We start from the raw sequence: 18,922 nt of genomic DNA on the forward strand, positions 1-18,922 counted from the left end.
CTACTTTGCATCGTACCAATTGTTGCCCCAACCAGAATCAGCAATCAATGGCACGTCCAACTTAACAGCTGATTGCATTACTTCAGGCACAATCTTTTTAATTGTTTCTAGCTCATCTTTTGGTACATCAAAAATCAATTCATCGTGTACCTGCACTACCATTTTAGTCTTCAAATGTAGTTCATCTAACTTCTTTTGCATGTTAATCATTGCAATTTTAATAATATCGGCAGCTGAACCTTGAATTGGTGAATTAATAGCAGTTCTTTCAGCAAAGGCACGAACGGTGTATTTCTTAACATGAATATCTGGCAAGTATCTGCGACGGTGCATGATTGTTTCGGCATAGCCCTTGTCACGTGCTTCTTGTACTGCTTTATTCATGTAATCCTTGATTTGAGGATATTGTTCGAAGTAGTTGTCGATAAATTCTTGCGCACGTTTTCTAGAAATGCCTAAGTTCTTGGACAAACCGTAATCGGAAATACCATAAACGATACCGAAGTTAACTGCCTTGGCGTGACGACGCATCAGTGGTGTTACCTCATCAGGTGAATCCAAGTGGAAAATCTTCATCGCTGTATGTGAGTGAATATCATAACCGGTCTTGAAGGCTTCTTGCATGTTTTGATCACCAGAAACATGGGCGAGCACACGGAGTTCAACTTGTGAATAGTCGCAAGAGAAGATGTAGCCGTCTGGTTCACTTGGCACGAAGGCCTTTCTGATTTGCTTTCCTTCTTCGGTGCGGGTAGGGATATTTTGCAAGTTAGGATCCACACTAGAAAGTCGACCAGTTGCAGTCAAAGTCTGCAAGTAACGTGTGTGCACGCGGCCATCTGGTTGGATAACGTCAAGCAAGCCTTTTACATAGGTAGATTGAATCTTGGCAATTTGACGATAATCTAAGATTTCACTAACAATTGGACTTTGTGTCTTCAATTGATCAAGCACTTCAACTGAAGTTGAGTAACCAGTCTTGGTCTTCTTGATGACTGGCAAACCAAGCTTTTCAAACAAAATGTGACCTAATTGCTTAGGTGAATTCAAATTGAACTTTTCACCAGCTTGGTCATAAATCTTGTCTTCGAGTTCCTTCAATTTAACGGCAAATTCATTTTGCAGTTGAATTAAAGTACTTGCTTCAACCTTCATCCCGTTCATTTCCATTCTGGCTAAAACGCGAGCAGTTGGGATTTCGATTGTGTCAAACAAAGCATCCTGTTCGTGTTCTTTAAGCTTTTTAAGAAGCTCCGGCTTAAGTTTTTCAATGGCGTTGACCTTGGAAGCTAAGTGGTTGAACAATTCATCGTCATCATCGGGAACATGTTCACTCTTACCTTTGCCGTAGACTTCAAGGTCGGTCTTAACTGAGCAATCTCCATAAAGATGGGCAATTTCACCAAGATCATTAGAGTTGTTTTCATTATTGATCAAGTAGGATGCCAAAAGCATGTCGTAATCAAGACCGTGAGTGTGAATGCCCAAACGATGTGCAGCAACCATTGTTCTCTTTAGGTCAAAGACATTCTTCTTAATCTTTTCGTCTTCTAAGATGTGCTTGATATTATCTTCTTCAAGCAATTCCACGTCTCTTGAAACGTAGATCTTGTCATTGAGCTTCAAACTGAAGCCAACAAAAGGAGCTAGGTGATAGTTAGCACCGAGCATTTCTAGATAAAATTCAACAGTGTCTTTTTCAGTAGCTTTGACATCTTTAACATTGTCATCATTTAAAACGGTGTATTCAACTTTTTCAACATCTGCACTACCTTGACCAGCACTTGACGCATTAAGTTCTGCCAAGAACTTACGGAAATTCATCTTTTCATAGAACTGACGCAGTTTCTCATAATCAACTGGTTGACGTTTTACATCATCAATATCGAGTGTAACTGGTGAATCACGGTCAATAGTAGCAAGTTTTTTAGCTAAAAAGGCCTTGTCTTTATCACGAATTAAACGTTCCTTACGCTTAGATTTCTTCATTTGATCAATATGATCGTAAAGATTTTCTACTGAACCATATTCTTGAATTAAATTAGAAGCTGTCTTAGGACCAATACCTTCGACACCTGGGTAGTTATCAGAGTTATCACCCATTAAGGCCTTCATGTCGATGAATTCGGTTGGAGTTACCCCATTAACTTCCTTCATATGTTCTGGTGTATAAGCTTCAAGTTGAGAAACACCAGATTTAGTTACTTCGACAGTCGTCTTGTCGGACGCAAGTTGGGTCAAGTCGCGGTCACCAGTTACGATCGTGGTTGTGAACCCGGCCTTTTCACCCTTCGCAGCAAAAGTACCAATGATGTCGTCTGCTTCGTAATTCTTTAATTCATAAGTTTTAATGCCTAAATCATGCAGCATTTCTTGAATATAAGGCATTTGTTCAAGTAACTCCTCTGGAGTTTTCGCACGTCCGCCTTTGTATTCGCCATACATTTTTGTTCTAAAAGTGACTTTTCCTGCATCAAAAGCTACCAATACGTGGGTTGGATCAATGTCTTTTAAAAGGACATCGAGCATGTTCTTAAAAGCGTAAATGGCATTAGTGTGCAGGCCGTCCGGACTCTTGAAAGATTCTAGTTGACGATAAAGAGCGTAAAAGGCTCTGAAAGCTACAGAGTTACCATCGATTAGAAGTAATTTTTTATCTGCCATTTTATTCCCCTTTTTAATAAATTGTTCTCTATACTTACTTATCTATTTTACCAGTTTCAAGGGCATTCTTTTAATAGGAAGTTTAACGGAAAAAGAAAAAAGCACCACTTTTATGGAGCCTTTAAATATTAACCTTTCTGATTAGCCTACAATTAGCTTTAAAAGGAATAACAGAAAGCATATATTGATTTCAATCCACGCACTCATATAAATGCGACCATAATTTTAAAAATTGTTTTAACAACAATCTTAAAATTAGATTCTTAATTATTATATCAGATCAAATATAAACTTTTAGCTTAAAATTTAGTTGACGTTATAGTTCTATCAGAAATTTTACTAAAGTCTTTTTTTATTTTTAGCATTAAGTCTTTTCTTTTTTGATTATTCTCAGTGGCAAAGCCCAATGTAGATCTTTTCGTAATATCACGTAATAAACTTTTCACCTCAACTGAAAGCATCGTTTTATTTTCAATTAAGTATTTATACATATTTACTATATCGGATAATGCTTGATCACTTATTTCACTATTCTTCAACTCTCCCAGAATTATATCTAACTTAGATAATTCATCATACAAAAAAGCATCTTCTAGTTTTTCACTATTTAAAATCTCACTTATAGTAATGAAAATTTTTATTTCGTTATTATATCCCTTCTTAAAACGTGAATCCTGTAGTAAATTCTTAACATTATAAGTCACATAATAAGATTGTTTATCTGTATTTCTAAATAATGTTCTTTTAATAGCCTTAAATCCGACCGTTAAGGTATTTATATTTTTTATTTCATCGGGATCAGTAACGATAATTGGTAAATTAAACTTAGTATATGAATTAGCTTTAAATACTCCATATTGTTCTGTACACGCAAAAAAGGACGATTTCCACTAAGGAATCGCCTTTTTTATTGTAAATATATTTATTTGTAATTCTCTTGAGTTAGATAAAAAATTGACGTCGTGAAGACTTTAAGCCATTGTTTGTTGTATTTACATTTCTCACGAGTTAAATGAAGATTTTAAACAAAACATTTGTTTTCTACTCATAAAATTATATCAAAAGATATCAACTAAGAATAGTAGTTTCAAGTAGAAATTTATCAATCTTATTTTTGATGTTTTTTATTAAAGTCTCTAATAAATTGTTTCAACTCATCATCAGGTTTAAACTCACAACGCTTTATCTCACTATTAAACAAAAATTCATTAAATGGTGGAAGGCCCCAACGTGGATTACTGTATAAGATTGCTTCAATCTTAGCAACAATACCTATCGGTATAAATATGGTAACCATATTACTGCTTCTTAGATGTCCTGTTTTATAATCCGTGTCATACCACATTAAAGTTAGGCTGTTTCCTTCTTCAGTATGATAAGGCTCATCTGCAAAGCCTTCGTAGACTTTACCATCATTCGTAGTAATTCTAGCTTTTTGACCTAGAATACTATATTTGTGTTGTGTAATTTCATCTGAATCTATAAATCGAGATTCGACTACTTTGCCACTTAATCTATATCTAGTGAATATCGGCATGGTACTATTCCTGTTTCTATATTTAAATTAATAATTACCATAGCGTTTTGCAGTAGCTCTTGAACGATAGAAATAAATGTATCCTCCGCCTTGTTGGAAATATAGTGCTTTATTATGATGACGACTTACTACACGGAAAGTTGTATCACTACCACCCTTTGCAAAAAGAATGATCATTGACTTTCCTTTATAACGAACAAGATTATGTTTGCTTACTCCTTCAGTGACATCTTTATAGCCACCATGATAAAAATTAGTGTAAGTCTTACCCACTACATTCCCACCTACAGAATTAGCAGTAATCTTCATTTTGTCATGCTTATTGACATACCATGTTCCTCGAAATCTCTTAGGAATATAGGCTCTTTTTAGTGAACTGGTTTGTACAGTTTGACTTTCTATCGGATTTTTGTCATGAGAGAATAACATTCCACCTACAAATACTAATAAAAGAGCTAAACTGATAAGAATGTAGTTAAGATTCTTTCTTTTCATTACTTACCTCATCAAATACTTGATAAAATTGATTATTTTTCAGTAGTAAAATATGTTCTATCTATCAATGATTATTTATTGAATTCATAATTTTTTCAATTTTTGCTACAATACGTTTTTGTTCTTCTAATGGTGGAAGTGGTAAACATAAGTTGCCAAATTTTGTTTTGTTTATAATCGGTGTAGCAGATCCAGAAGCATGTTGATGTATCTCTTCTTGAAAATGATTGCTCAACATCTCATAAAAAAGAAACATTACACTTACACCCTTGTAAGGAGTAGAGGCATTAATCTGTTGATTACAAGAAATAGCCCTGTCAGTATAATAGGTTTTTCCTGTTGATCCACCAATACAAACCGTAAGAAGAGAATTCTCATCAATTAATCTACCATGTCTCAAACCATCTTTAGATAGCCCAAAATTATTATAATTAATGCCCTTGCTGCTAATATCTCCAGGTTTAATAAAAGGAATATAATTTCCTTCATATCTACTTTTTCCAATCGAAGGAGTAGTACCTGTGTTTAACTGTGCAATCTCTTCTAATCTGACCCATTTCCAATTGTTAGGAATACGAAAAGCTTTTTCCTCATCGGAAATCGGAGATGCTTTTCTTAATTTGGAAATTTTACCTTCTTTAATTAATTCGGCTTTTTCATTTTCAATCTTCCTGATTAATTCACTGGCTGGTTCATCACTAAGGTTTTGCTTAACCAGCTTACCTTCCATGGCATACTGCAAGACAGATTGTTTTAATTTATCTTCAAATTCATTATCAATCTTTTGAAGACGATTATATGATTCAGCATATTCATCCACCAAAGGCATTAATTTTTCAATTTTTGCTACGATACGCTTTTGTTCTTCTAATGGTGGAAGTGGAAAGTCAACTTTATTTTTTAAATATTTTAAAGAAGCCAAATTTTTAATAGCTGAGCCTTTTGCATGAAGATTAAGTTGTACTGAAATAGATTCAAATTCTAATAAAAAGAATTTCTTATCAATTATAGAGGTATCTAAAGTGAGTTTTAATAAAGCTTGATTAATTATTCCAGGCTCTATTTTAGGGGGAAGAATAAAAGTTTTACCAATTGTTCCCGCACAGCTAACAATAATATCACCAGGTTTAACTTGAAAAGCACTTAAAGATTCAAATTTATCCTTAGTAATATAATATGAACCATAATTGATATCTCTTCTGATTGCATTTCCTTGTTCATAGACTTTATAAGTATCCTTACCCTTAGGAACAAACATACTTTTAGTTATAGAACTACCAAAGGGGCCTCTCTTTATGGAAGAGTTGTTTTTCTCACAAATTTCTTTTAACCTTGCAACTCCCCAGTTCTTTGGCAATTTTCCATTATTTTCAGCCTGAGTATATTTTTCCTTACGCAATTCTTTATTTTTAATAGCCTCTTTTATTTTTTCTCTTGCTTCTTTTAGATTTTGAATTGCTGAAATATCATTTAAGTTTTGCTTAACCAGCTTGCCTTCCATTGCATACTGCAAAATTGAAGCTTTTAATTGTTCAGGAGTCATTAGTCATCCTCCTCAAGCAATTGCTTAATAATGGATAATTGTTTATCAATCTTAGCGTTCAATTCTTTGCGCTCTTTTTGATATTTATTCATTAATTCAAATGGTGGCAAAACCTCTTCGGTTTCTGTTGGAAAACCACATAAATCAAAGTTGTAATTATTCTTAGCTAATTCTTCAGGAGTATAAGCTTTAGACTTATAATTACCATTTTCGTCTTGAATTTCATGACGATCATTCCACCATTCACGCACAGGATCAAAGTGTTTCAGCTTCATTGGACGAGTCTTAGAAAAGTGCTTGTATCCCTTAGGCATGTCTAAACGATAGAACCAAGTTTCTTTAGTAGGACCTGTCTTATCAAAGAACAAGATATTAGTTGCAATTGAAGTATATGGACTGAAAATACTACCTGGCAAACGAATAATAGTATGGAGATTGAAATCCTTAAGCATACGCTTCTTGATATTAAGCTTGGCACCATCATTACCAAATAAGAAACCATCTGGTAAAATCACACCAACCTTACCATTGTCTTTGATACGATACATGATCAATGCCAAGAACAGGTCGGCAGTCTCACTGCTTTGTAAATCTGTAGGGAAGTTTTGTTTAATAATAGGTAATTCTGATCCACCGAATGGAGGATTCATCATAATCAAGTCAAACTTATCCTTGTCAGTATATTCAGTAACACGCTTTTCAAGCGAATTACCATGAACAATATCTGGATTATCTACATCATGAAGAAGCAAGTTAGTTACGGCCAAGATATATGGTTGGCCCTTCTTTTCAATACCGAAAACTGCCTTATTGTACAATTCTCTATCTTCAACACTATGAACTTGCTTACTTAAGATGTTTAAAGCACTAACAAGGAAGCCACCAGTACCACAAGCTAAGTCGGCAATTCTTTGGCCTAATCTAGGCTTTAAATTTTCTGCAATAAAGTCAGTCAATGCACGAGGAGTATAGAATTCACCGGAGCTGCCAGCACTTTGAAGTTCTTTCAAGATACTTTCATAGATGTCACCAAACAAGTGACGATCTTTAGGATCAGTGAAGTCAACTTCATCAACTACGTTAACCACTTGGCGCAATAGAACACCATTCTTCATGTAGTTATTAGCATCAATAAATGCATCTTTAACGATGGCTTTACTAATAGGAGTTTCATTAGTTACAGTAATATTCTTCAATGTAGGCAATAATTTATTGTTAACGAAATCTAATAATTCATCACTAGTTAATGCCTTACCATCTTTTTTATCGTGAGCCCATTCACGCCAGTGCATCCCTTCCGGAATAATTGATTCATAATCATCTTGATCAATCTCCCAAATTTGTTCTCTATCATCGTAAACTTTCAAGAATAAGATCCAAGACAATTGTTCAATTCTCTGCGCATCACCATTGATACCTGGATCATTACGCATGATATCTCTTATTCTCTTAACAAACTGAGTAGTTGTACCTGCCATTTAATAAAACTCCCTAACTGTAGATTTTTTCTTTAATTTCTTTAATAGTGTTTTCGTAATTCTTTTTACCACCAAAGGTCAAAATAATCTTAACGGCACCACCGTATTTTTCAAATTCAGGTAAACTCAATACCTTATTACTTTCCAAATCAGTAATTCCATCATCTTTATATTTTTCTAGTAAAGCATCAAGAATCTCCCTAGCAGCACCTTGGTATTTATCAAGAATACCTGACTTTTTAACATTCTTAATTCTCTCTGACTTAGTCAGTGGTTTTTGATTGTATGCAAGATGAATCATGAGATCAAATGGATCCATGTCCCTGATACCCTTTTGCTTGATGATTTCCTTATAGAGAATGCCATGCTTTTCCATCTCATCAAGCAGCACTTGTTTCTTATCAGCTTTATTCCAAGCTTGAAGGAAATTATCCAATGTAGCATATTCACCAAGAATATTCTTCTTAGTGTAGTCAACCAGAGAAGTGGTGATTAGGTTACCATGTTCATCTAAGAATTGAGTTTCAGCATTTGAAACCTTTACATTACGATTTACTTCATATTTTTGCTTAGCAGAATCTGATACACCAGAATGATGAGATTTGTGAGAACTTGTGCCTTTATTACCATCAATTATCTCAATTGGTTCACCATCAAATGCTGGATCAGCAAATAATCTTGATACTCCACGGAAATCAATAATAGTGAAGTAACTCTTCCCATGATCTGTATCTAATCGAGTACCACGACCGATGATCTGCTTAAATTCTGTCATGGAATTAATGTTTGAATCTAGCACAATTGTTTTACAAGTCTTTACGTTAACACCAGTAGTTAACAACTTAGAAGTTGTAACTATTGTAGGAACCTTACTTGCAACATCTTCAAAATTATCTAACTGTGCTTTACCTGTGTTATCATCACCAGTAATTCTCATAACATAGCGTGAGTCTTCAGCAACTAAATCAGTATTTTCATTTACAAAAGCCTGACGCATTCTTTCAGCATGTTCAATATCTTCGCAAAAGACAATGGTCTTATCCCATCGGCAATCGTTGTCCTTCATATATTTGCTTACATATTTAGCCACCATTTCGGTACGCTCATCTATGACTAAGCTTTTATCAAAGTCGCGTGTTGTATACAACTTTTTATCAAACTCACGACCATGTTTATCTTTTTCACCTTTAATTGGACGAAAACCGTTAATATCCACATTGAAATTAACTCTGATAACTTTGTATGGTGCCAGGAAACCATCCTCAATACCTTGTTTAAGTGAATATGTATAAACTGGATCACCAAAGTATTGAATATTTGAAGCTTCTTTATCATTCTTAGGCGTAGCTGTCATACCTAAGTGAGTTACATTAGGTCCATCAAAGTAATTCAAGATCTTACGCCATTGACTATCAGCTTTAGCAGAACCACGGTGTGCTTCATCGATTACAACTAAATCAAAGAAATCAGGCTTAAGTTGTCTAAATGGTTCATGCCCAACATCTTCATCTTTTCCTGCTAATTGTTGATATAGAGCAAATTGAATTGGATATGAACTATCCATATGTCCATCTTGAACTTTAGTTATCTTGTCACTTAATGGATTAAAGTCGCCTATTCTTGCCTGATCAACAAGGATATTACGGTCAGCTAAATAAAGGACTCTATGCTTAATCCCAGCTTTTAACAAACGATAGACAATTTGAAAGGCAGTGTAAGTTTTCCCCGTACCAGTAGCCATGACTAATAAGGCACGACGATCACCATTGGCTATTTTTTCTACTACACGGTTAATAGCATTTTGTTGGTAATATCGAGGTGAATATGTATCTCTGGATGAATAATATGGCTCATTAATTGCTTTGACTTCTTTGTCAGATAGTTTCTTTTCTTTGACATATCTCTTCCAAAGCTCTTCTTTAGTTGGAAATTCATCAAGAGCTAAAGTTCTTTCTTTGCCTGTTAACATGTCATGCTCAACGAATGCATCCCCATTGGAAGAATAAGCAAATGGAACTTGTAAATCCCTAGCATAATCCATACCTTGTTGCAAACCTGCACTAGGTAATGCATGCTTCTTTCTATCCTTGGCTTCAATCACTGCGATTGGATAATTAGGCTTGTATAAGAGTAAGTAGTCTACTTTCTTACCATTTCCACGTTTGGCTACATCATCTACAACATTGATTTGACCATCCGTGTAGTAATATTCCATCAAAGAATCTTTTTTCTTCCAACCTGCTGTTTCAAAAATAGCAGGTGAAATATATCTGTTCTTGATATCCTCCTCCGTTAAATTCATTTTTTCAGGATCCATATCATTCACCTCATTTAGTTAGGATTTGATTCATCAAAAATCACTTTTAGTTCTATTATCGTAGAAAAAGCGCTACAACTCAATATTCCTGCTACTGAAAAAGCCCTTAGTTTTCACAACTAAGAGCTTTTTAATTATCTTCAAAACCTCCACTTACGTGGAGAACACTAATTACTCGTTCTTCTATTAAAAGTCGCTTCAGGATCACCTCCACCCACGTGGAGAAAAATATATCATCGATCCCATTACTGCGACCGAGCGTTCGTATTAATTATACTAAATCCACCTAAAACAAAAAAGCCCCAACCGGGACTTTCTTCAAACATCTAATCTCTCAAAGCGCGATTGCCAATATCATGGCGGTAGAAGCAATCTGGCAAATCAAGCTTACTCAAATAAGAGTACACATTATCCTGCGCCTGGACTAAATTGTTGGCTTCCGAAATCACCATGAATAAGCGACCACCATCACCTATCAAATTATCCAAGTCGCCTTTCACATTGGCATAATCGATATAAGTATTAGTGCCTTCAGGCAACTTACCGATCTTCACATTAGGTGCCGGATGCGTTGGATAGCCTTTGCTGCAGACAACCACGCCTAAGATAGAGCTATTGTTTTCTTCAATTTCAGGCAGCTTTTCATGATTTACCGCTGCATCGATCACTTCTGCAAAATCATTTTTAATTCGAGGTAAGACAACTTGAGTTTCAGGGTCACCCAAGCGAACGTTATATTCAATGACCTTTGGACCATTCTCCGTCATCATTAAACCGATGTACAAAATACCGCAATAATGGTAGTTTCCTTGAACCAATCCATTCATCGTTGGCTTCACGATCTCGTCGATCATTCTTTGACGATCTTCTTTTTTCAGTTGTGGCAAAGGAGAATATGATCCCATACCGCCGGTATTTGGACCCTTGTCGCCATCGCCAACTCGCTTATGGTCTTGCGCCATTGGCAAAATGGTGAACTGATCTTCAGAAACAACCACGAACATTGAGTATTCAGGACCAACTAAGCATTCCTCAAGGACGACAGCAGTTTGACCACCAGCAAACATTTCTCTGATCGTTTCTTCAGCGACGTCTTGGTTCTGAGCAATGGTTACACCTTTACCACCAGCTAAACCATCTTCTTTGATCACCACTGGATAATCGAAGTTCTTCAAACCTGCAATACAAGTTTCAACACTGGCATAAGTTTCATAGCGAGCCGTTGGGATGTTGTATTTACTCATGAAGCGCAAAGCATAATCTTTTGAGCCTTCTAATTGTGCCGCTCTTTGGTTAGGGCCGAAAATCTTTTGTCCTGCCTTTTCAAATTTATCAGTAATGCCAGCACAAAGACATTTTCTGGACCAACAAATGTCCAATCGACCTTTTTATTTTTACCACCATCACGTGCAATAAACTCACGGATCAATTCAGTACTATCACCCGAACCATAGCCACCTTCAGAAAGGAATGGTGCAATCTCCTTGTTAGAAAACTCGCCACCATATTCAAGTAGGAATGCCTTCATTGGCTGACTCAAAGTCATTGCCCAAGTTTGATAGCCTAAGTAAATTGTGTCATATTGACTCAAATCAGGTAACTGCATCTCAAGCTCTGGTGGATCATTCTGAATTCTTTCACGGTTAGCACGACTGAGCATTTTACGATAGTTAGCTGGGTATGGATTTCTTAAAGTAATTTCTAAAATATCAGCATCAGTTTCACGCGCAATTTTACTTGCTAGCAGCTTAGTTGAACCGGAACACGACCAAAAGATAATGATGCTTTTGGCATCTTTAGTTAATTTTCTAACTGGTTGACCATCACGATTAGTATCTTGACCATCGGATGGAGTGCCATAACCATTCTCCCAATCATAGCCACGTCTTTCTAATTGATTTGCGCGAATATCTTCACCATTAATTTATCCAACAACTGAACCTAAATCTGAATAAGTACGACCAAACATAATTTTCTTCCCCTCTTGTTCTCAATTGTTACTACAAGTATAAGGCGAGCAAGAGAGTGTGAAAATTACTTAATGTTGATGCTGGTATACGTTAAAAGTATAAAAAAGCTCAATCCTCATTTTAGAATTGAGCTAATTTTTATTCATCTTTCTTATCGTCGCTTGCATCCCACACCTTTTTCAAAACGGGAACCTTACCCAAGTCAGTCATTTCATCCTTGCCAACCACGATTAAGTTGTTAGGACCTTGAGCTAATTGGTTGAAGCTGTCTAAACTTTGGTTTCTGAAGTAACCTTCGCCAGCCTTTGACAAGGCTTCTTGCATCTTTTGTACACGGTAAGCGTCGGCATCAGCTTGCGTCTTAACTGCCTCAGCGTTGGCCTTAGCAGTAGCAACCAAAGCATCGTTCTTAGCCTTGGTGGTCATTTCAATGGTACGAGCTTCACCTTCGGCCTTAGCAATTGCAGCAGTCTTTTCACGGTCGGCAGTAAGTTGTTTGTCCATGGCACGTTGAATTTCAGCACTTGGTAAAAGTTCATCAACGTTGACACGAACGACCTTGATACCGTAGATATCAGTCAAGTCACCAGTTGCAGTGAAAAGTTGATCGTTAATTTCCTTAGTTGAGCCAAGGGCTGCGTTCAAATCCATACGACCAATAATGTCACGCAAGTGACCACGGATTAATTGCACCATTGATTCAACTGAGTCGGTGTTGTTGTAGAAGTAACGGTATGAATCAGTGACCAAGTAGTTCAAAGTTAAACTAGTAGAAATTTCAGCGTTATCTTTGGTAATGATTGAGTACTTAGAAATTTCAAGTGGTTGAAGTGCTAATGGAACTTTGCGAATTCTTTGGAAAAGTGGCCAGACAAAGATAAATCCAGCTTTTACTGTCTTAGAATACTTACCCAAGGTTTCAACCAGACCTTCATTATTTTGTGGAACGATTCTAAAACCAAAACAAACATACATAATAACTAAAGCAACAATAATGCCAATAATAATTCTTACCATCATAATTTTTACCTCAAAACTTAGTTGTCTTTCTTTTCATTCTTTTCCGCATCAAGCCTCTTGGCGACATCTCCAAGCAAATCTTCCCTTCCGGTCAATGTGTTCAGGCGCTCGTCAAGCAGTTTGGCGTATTCATACTTATTCATTTGATCTAAATTATCCCATGCATTCGGAATCTCTACTCTGAAAGGAATACCATTATGAAGAATAATCTGATCATAGAACATGTTAATTGCCGTAGCTGAATTTAACCCCAGCTTTTTCAGAATAGCTTCTGCCTTTTCCTTCTTTTCTGGATTCATTCTGACATAAAGTCCTGTTGTTTTTTCTGCCATAATTTTTACTCCTTTCTGAATTTGATACTATTATATATCATTTGCATATAAATTGCATATATTTTTGCAAAATATTTCATTTTGAATTAATCGATCTTAATAGCTAAAAATAGATTTGGTTTTCAGAGTATACTTATATTTGTAGAAAGTGAAAATGAAGGAAACAACAATGAAAACTAACAGAAATTCAAAGATTAAGAAAAACAAGTCTAGCTTTTGGGATATTCTTCCTCAAATCAATAACAAAGAAAAAAGACAAGAAATTGAAGAATTAGGTTATAATACTTCCGAACAACGTGCTGTTGGTAAAGAAAGAATTACTGATAAAAAGTGCTGATAGTCTTCATAAGCAAAGACACATCAGCACTTTTTTACTTGGTTAAATTTTTATTATTCTACAAATCAGTAATATGGAAAATTTGGTTTTCCAAAGTTCTTAACTTATATTCTCCACCCTTAATGTACTTTTGGTGGTAAGCCACAGTTAAGTAAATATCATTTGCGGCATTAACATGGATACTTTCCATTTCACTGTAACGATCTGGTAAATCAATACCATCAACCATAGCTACTTGCCAGTTATCACTGTTTGTTTCACCCCATGGGAACTTAACAATCTTACGTGACCAAGTAGTTACTTCACCAGTTTCATGGTTAATCTTTGGTGACAATTGGTTAGAAATATAGATATTCTTGTCATCATCAATAGCATAGCCTTGAACTGAATCAATCATTTGTAGCATTTCTTCATCTGGAGCAACACTTGGATTATCGAAGTGGTCGATGTGGAAAGCACTCAAGCAATGTAAATCAGTGATTGGCGTGTTCTTAGTGCCATTTTCATTCAACTTTTGGTTTACTTCATTTAAGTCAAACAAACCAAAGTGACCTGAACCATCATCCCAAATTGAAGCAATCATGAAGTACTTGACATTTGGTGAAACTGAAGCTTCTACTCTGTGCAAGTGATCATGACCATCATAAGGAACGTCGGTTACGTGATTCAAGTGTGACAAACGTGGAAGTTGTGTATTTGAAGTATATCTTTCTGGTAAAAGTCTTGGGTACTTTACTCGTGCAATTTGAGTAGTCCAGTTGCCTGAATTTGGTTTAGCACCTACGAAATATTCATCCTTGTCATTAGCTGCTACCCAGGTTTGCGTGTGGCCAAAGCCCATCATTACTAAGTGTGGATCAGTATAATCGATGTTCTTGGTTAAACCTTCATGTTTTCTATAAACCAACACATCATGTGCACTGTGAAGAAGTTGCAAGGCAAAAACATGATCACCATTTACTACACCAACTTGTGCTACAACATGGTGCATCCCATTCAAGCGATAAACCAAATGAGGTGTAATACTTTTAACCATTCTTATTTATCTTCTTTCTTTATATCTATTCATTTTCACTTATACATAAATTATATCCTATCATCAAAAAATAGATTGACTTTATGCCGATAACTTCCAATAATTAGAGCAAATTTTTCTTGGAGGGAAAATTATGAAAAGAAGAACAACACTTTTATTGTCGAGTGCAGTAACCATTGCGGCATTATTTAGCTTCAACTCAAAAGTTCAAGCTGCGGCTGATCCTACGATCAAGGCAACAAATTACAACATGACCGTGAAGTTGAACACTCGCAAGAATCAATTAACATAAAAAGTTACCATGCACGTTGTTAATAACGGCAATGAACCTGTTAGAAATTTATTGGTTAGAAATATTGCTAGCGGCGTGTTGAAATACGACCATAAGAATTTTGAGGCTACAAGAAATGCGACAACTTCAGTTAAAAGCATTTCATCAGATGGTCAAAAGCTTTCTTACACTACCGGTAAAGACAAGAGCAATTTATTTGTTAACAAAAGTCTAAATACAGGTGAATCTACTGATTTAACTGTCAACGTAGTTACCGGTGTACCTAAGAGACAAGATCGTTTTGGCTACCAATATATCAACGGCGGTAAGGTTTATAACCTGTCATTCTGTTTCCCATACTTAAGCGATTATCGCAACGGTAAGTGGAATTATCACCCATACTACGATGCTGGTGAAAACCACAACAGTGCTGTAAGCAACTTCCACGTTAGTTTCTTTGCACCTAAGAGCTACAAGGTTGCAGCTTCTGGTCAAAATACCACTAAGAATGGTAAAACCACAATTGTTGCCAACAACATGCGTGAAGTCGGCATCGCAGCTTCCAACAAGTTCAAGGTTGATCACGCTTATGCAAACGGCGTAAGAATCAACGACTACTACCTTGCAAGCAAAAACAGCAAGCAATACAACAAGCTAGCTTTAATGACTGCTCAAGACAGTTTCCACATTTTTACCAAGAAGATCGGTAAATATCCTTACAAAGAAATCGATATTACTGAAGGCTTGCTTGGTAAAGATACCGGTGGGATGGAATATCCTGGTTTGATTATGATCGACGCTAGTGACTTTTTACAAAAGAAGCACCCACTTGATAGATATAATGAATTAACTGAAGATGTTTCTCACGAAGTTGGTCACCAATGGTTCTACGGCACTGTCGGCAGCGACGAATACATGGAACCTTGGCTTGACGAAGGTCTTACCAACCTCCTTGAAAATGGCGTTTACGATTTGACCTACACTAAGAGTAAGTCCTACTGTGCTAAACTGATGCACAGCAAGTTCTACACTCGTAAGAACGTCAAGCGTGCTAACAAGATCTTAAAAGAAAATGCTACCCAATTCATTAATAAGAATCAAAAGGCCAGCTACATCAACTACCCTGTTAATAATCCACCAAAAGGTGTTGATACTGAAGACATGGCTTACGAACTTGGTATGGATTTCCCTGCTGTTTTAAAAGTAGCCATGGGTGAAAATAAGTTTTTTGATGCTTTACACGATTACTACCAAACTTACTACTTGAAGCAAGCAACCACGGAAGACTTCTTGAACATTATCCGCAAGTATGATAATTCAAAGAAAGTTAACAACGTGATCAATAAATTTATTGATCCTAAGTACTTAAGTGAATGAAATCAAATAACCCCGAAAACGTTTGAGTTTCGAGGTTATTTTTATAGTCTCATAAGTGCTAAAATCAACTTAATGGATTATTACAAAGGAAACAAAATATGACTACTAAAAAATTAGCAACTATCGCAGCAGCTTTATTAATCAGTGTTACACCAGCAGCTGCTATTATCAATCAACCTGTTCACACAGTTCAAGCAGCTATGCAATCACAAAAAGGTAAAGTTACTCTCAAGAAATCCTTTAACGGCACAGTTCAAGTCTTCAACAGCAAAGGCAATGCCACTACCACTACCCAAAAAGTCAATGGCAAGAAGATGACTGTTGCTTCAACGGTTAAATCAGGCTCAAGTTTTAAATATTATGGCAAGCCTATCCTGATCCAAGGTAAAAAAGTAGATGCAAAAACTTCTAAGAACTACCACTACACTACCGCTTCTTACGTTAACATCGGTAAAAAACGCTACATCAAATCTTTGAATGTTAGCTCAATGGATGGACAAAATGTTTTAATCTTAAGTTCCAACTCTCGCATTTATGATAAAAACGGTCACCGCACTACTTTCAACGGTATGTCGCTTATTCCTAAATATATGCTAGTTAAAACGCCAGCTAAAACCCACGCCACAACTAAGAATGACGTATTTTACTACTTCTCAAATCTTAGCGGATCTAAAAAGAGAAGTTTGAACACAACCACTATCAAGGGCAAGCCATTCTATGCCTTAGGTAATGGCGCTTATATCTATGCTTCAAATGTTGGCTTTGTCAACGGCAACACCCTTTACCTAGCTTCTGGTACTACTACCGCCACTATTTTAAACAAAATCCATGTTTTGAATAATAATCTTAAGTCAACCAGCAAGTTGCTCAAGATTGGTCAAAAAGTTAAGGTAGATGCCACCAAGACCACTGGTAAAGGCGACAGCGCTGCACTTTACTTCAGAATTGCCGGTACCAAGGGCAAAAATGCACAATACATTTACTGGGGCGACGATGCTGAATATGGTATGGATCAAGAAAGCACCACAGATGAATTCCAAGGCAACTTCAATTTAGATAATCACCTTGCTAATTAAGATAATATGCTAAAATTAAATTAAAGATAATATATGGCGACCTAGAATCGTGAGGTTTTCCTCAAAGTATCTTTCTAGGTCGCTTTTTTCAATGTAGGAGAAAATTTATGGATGAATTATTTGCTAAAGCCCCGATCAAAAAGGTCTACTTTAAGCTAGCATTGCCAGTTGTTCTAGGGATGATCACTACCATGATCTACAACCTGGCAGACACAATGTTTGTTGCCAAAACTGGTGATACAAACTTGGTAGCAGGAATCACGATCGGTACCCCGCTCTTTACCTTTTTAATCGCTGTTTCTGACATTTTTGGGCTCGGTGGATCTTCACTAATTTCACGGCTATTCGGTGAAAGAAATTATCAATTAAGTAAACGTGTAAGCAGTTTTTGTATGATCGGTGGACTTGTTACTGGTTTAATACTAACAGCCATTTTACTAGTTTTTGAAAATCCGATCCTTCATCTTTTAGGAGCAAAAGCTGCCACCTATCAAGATGCTGCCGATTTTTATCGTGTAATATCAATTGGCGCTGCGCCAATTATCTTCTCAATCATTCCGCAGAACTTAATCAGAACAGAAGGCTTAGCTACCCAAGCAATGGTTGCTACAATGACGGGAACCATTTTAGCTATCATCCTTGATCCTATTTTCTTGTTTGTTTTCAAAATGGGTGCAATCGGTGTTGGGATTGCCAACGTTACAGGTTATCTAGTCACTGATGCTATTCTCATTTACTACGTTTTATACAAAACTGACTACATCAAATTAAAGCTAAAATATAGCAAAATTAGCGGCAAAACAATCAAAGATATCGTAGCAATCGGCATCCCTGGTTCAATCACCAACTTTGCACAAAGTTTCGGTATGGCACTGCTCAACTCATCTTTGGCCCTGTATGGCGCAAACAAAATCGCCGCAATGGGCATTACCCAAAAAATTTATAGTATCGTTATCCTGGTAATCGTCGGCTTTTCCTTTGGTTCACAACCTTTAATTGGTTACAACTATGGTGCTAAAAACTGGAAACGACTAAAGAAAATTTTAAACTTCGATATTCTTGTGCAAGTTGTCTACGCTGTAGTTTCAGGTGGATTATTAATTTTATTTGCTCGTCCAGTCACCGCTCTATTTATGAATCAACCAGATATCGTCAACGCTGGTAGTTATATGTTAATTGCCACTATTATTACCACACCAATTGTTGGTATCATTTTAGTTTACACTACCGTCTTCCAATCAGTAGGTAATGCTTGGGCTGCCTTCATCATGGCAATTACTCGTCAAGGCGTTGTCTACTTTATCGCATTAGAAATTCTAAAAGTCACATTTGGCTACCACGGTATCGTTTGGGCTCAAGCAGCCAGTGATATCATCACCTGCATCATCGGTTACTTTATTTATGAAAAGAGCCTGGATCTCAAGGATAAAATCAAAGATTAGCCAAAATAAAAACTGCTCTCTTATTGA

The 18,922-nt window shown here is 36.3% G+C and carries 15 protein-coding genes and 1 pseudogene; 5 read left to right on the top strand and 11 right to left on the bottom strand.

The window, feature by feature from the left end; genetic code table 11:
* The 10 genes and pseudogenes from polA to CP368_RS00715 form a co-directional block, all read right to left on the bottom strand.
* Positions 1-2,664, bottom strand: coding sequence for a DNA polymerase I (gene polA, locus CP368_RS00670; RefSeq protein WP_098045626.1), 2,664 nt, complete (start codon positions 2,662-2,664; stop codon positions 1-3).
* A 299-nt stretch (positions 2,665-2,963) separates the two neighbouring features.
* Entirely contained in the window at positions 2,964-3,368 is a 405-nt protein-coding gene (locus tag CP368_RS00675) for a hypothetical protein (protein WP_098045627.1), read from the bottom strand.
* A gap of 404 nt (positions 3,369-3,772) precedes the next feature.
* Complete coding sequence (locus tag CP368_RS10680) at positions 3,773-4,201, bottom strand: hypothetical protein (protein WP_233185776.1); 429 nt, start codon at positions 4,199-4,201, stop codon at positions 3,773-3,775.
* A gap of 27 nt (positions 4,202-4,228) precedes the next feature.
* A complete protein-coding gene (locus CP368_RS00685; protein ID WP_098045628.1) occupies positions 4,229-4,696 on the bottom strand; it encodes a hypothetical protein in 468 nt (155 codons plus the stop codon).
* Positions 4,697-4,760: 64 nt separating this feature from the next.
* Positions 4,761-6,239, bottom strand: a complete 1,479-nt coding sequence (locus CP368_RS00690) for a restriction endonuclease subunit S (RefSeq protein WP_098045629.1) — start codon at positions 6,237-6,239, stop codon at positions 4,761-4,763.
* Positions 6,239-7,717 (bottom strand): class I SAM-dependent DNA methyltransferase, encoded by a 1,479-nt coding sequence (locus CP368_RS00695; protein WP_098045630.1) that lies wholly within the window; start codon positions 7,715-7,717, stop codon positions 6,239-6,241. The genes CP368_RS00690 and CP368_RS00695 overlap by 1 nt, the downstream gene beginning before the upstream one ends.
* A gap of 13 nt (positions 7,718-7,730) precedes the next feature.
* Entirely contained in the window at positions 7,731-10,034 is a 2,304-nt protein-coding gene (hsdR, locus tag CP368_RS00700) for an EcoAI/FtnUII family type I restriction enzme subunit R (protein ID WP_098045631.1), read from the bottom strand.
* A 326-nt stretch (positions 10,035-10,360) separates the two neighbouring features.
* Positions 10,361-11,958 (bottom strand): annotated as a pseudogene (gene purD, locus CP368_RS00705) (phosphoribosylamine--glycine ligase).
* 184 nt (positions 11,959-12,142) lie between these two features.
* Positions 12,143-13,024, bottom strand: coding sequence for an SPFH domain-containing protein (locus CP368_RS00710; RefSeq protein WP_098045632.1), 882 nt, complete (start codon positions 13,022-13,024; stop codon positions 12,143-12,145).
* Between the two features lie 17 nt (positions 13,025-13,041).
* A complete protein-coding gene (locus CP368_RS00715) occupies positions 13,042-13,356 on the bottom strand; it encodes a type II toxin-antitoxin system RelB/DinJ family antitoxin (protein ID WP_025005298.1) in 315 nt (104 codons plus the stop codon).
* 169 nt (positions 13,357-13,525) lie between these two features.
* On the opposite strand from CP368_RS00715, the gene CP368_RS10555 reads away from it, so the two are divergent.
* Positions 13,526-13,693, top strand: coding sequence for a hypothetical protein (locus CP368_RS10555; protein ID WP_180706846.1), 168 nt, complete (start codon positions 13,526-13,528; stop codon positions 13,691-13,693).
* A gap of 58 nt (positions 13,694-13,751) precedes the next feature.
* Here CP368_RS10555 and CP368_RS00720 read toward each other — a convergent pair whose 3' ends face one another.
* Complete coding sequence (locus CP368_RS00720) at positions 13,752-14,729, bottom strand: class III bacteriocin (RefSeq protein ID WP_098045633.1); 978 nt, start codon at positions 14,727-14,729, stop codon at positions 13,752-13,754.
* A 133-nt stretch (positions 14,730-14,862) separates the two neighbouring features.
* On the opposite strand from CP368_RS00720, the gene CP368_RS10560 reads away from it, so the two are divergent.
* The 4 genes from CP368_RS10560 (at position 14,863) to CP368_RS00735 (ending at position 18,895) form a co-directional block, all read left to right on the top strand.
* The gene (locus tag CP368_RS10560) at positions 14,863-15,021 is read left to right on the top strand and encodes a hypothetical protein (protein ID WP_199161325.1); all 159 of its coding nucleotides are present in this window, start codon (positions 14,863-14,865) and stop codon (positions 15,019-15,021) included.
* A gap of 9 nt (positions 15,022-15,030) precedes the next feature.
* Positions 15,031-16,377, top strand: a complete 1,347-nt coding sequence (locus CP368_RS10690) for a M1 family metallopeptidase (RefSeq protein ID WP_233185778.1) — start codon at positions 15,031-15,033, stop codon at positions 16,375-16,377.
* Between the two features lie 98 nt (positions 16,378-16,475).
* Entirely contained in the window at positions 16,476-17,453 is a 978-nt protein-coding gene (locus CP368_RS00730; protein WP_098045634.1) for an SLAP domain-containing protein, read from the top strand.
* Positions 17,454-17,560: 107 nt separating this feature from the next.
* Positions 17,561-18,895: an MATE family efflux transporter gene (locus CP368_RS00735; protein ID WP_098045635.1), complete on the top strand. Its 1,335-nt coding sequence runs from the start codon at positions 17,561-17,563 to the stop codon at positions 18,893-18,895.
* The last annotated feature ends 27 nt before the right edge of the window (positions 18,896-18,922 follow it).

The sequence above is a fragment of the Lactobacillus sp. UMNPBX17 genome (assembly GCF_002553735.1).
GTDB lineage: Bacteria > Bacillota > Bacilli > Lactobacillales > Lactobacillaceae > Lactobacillus > Lactobacillus gallinarum.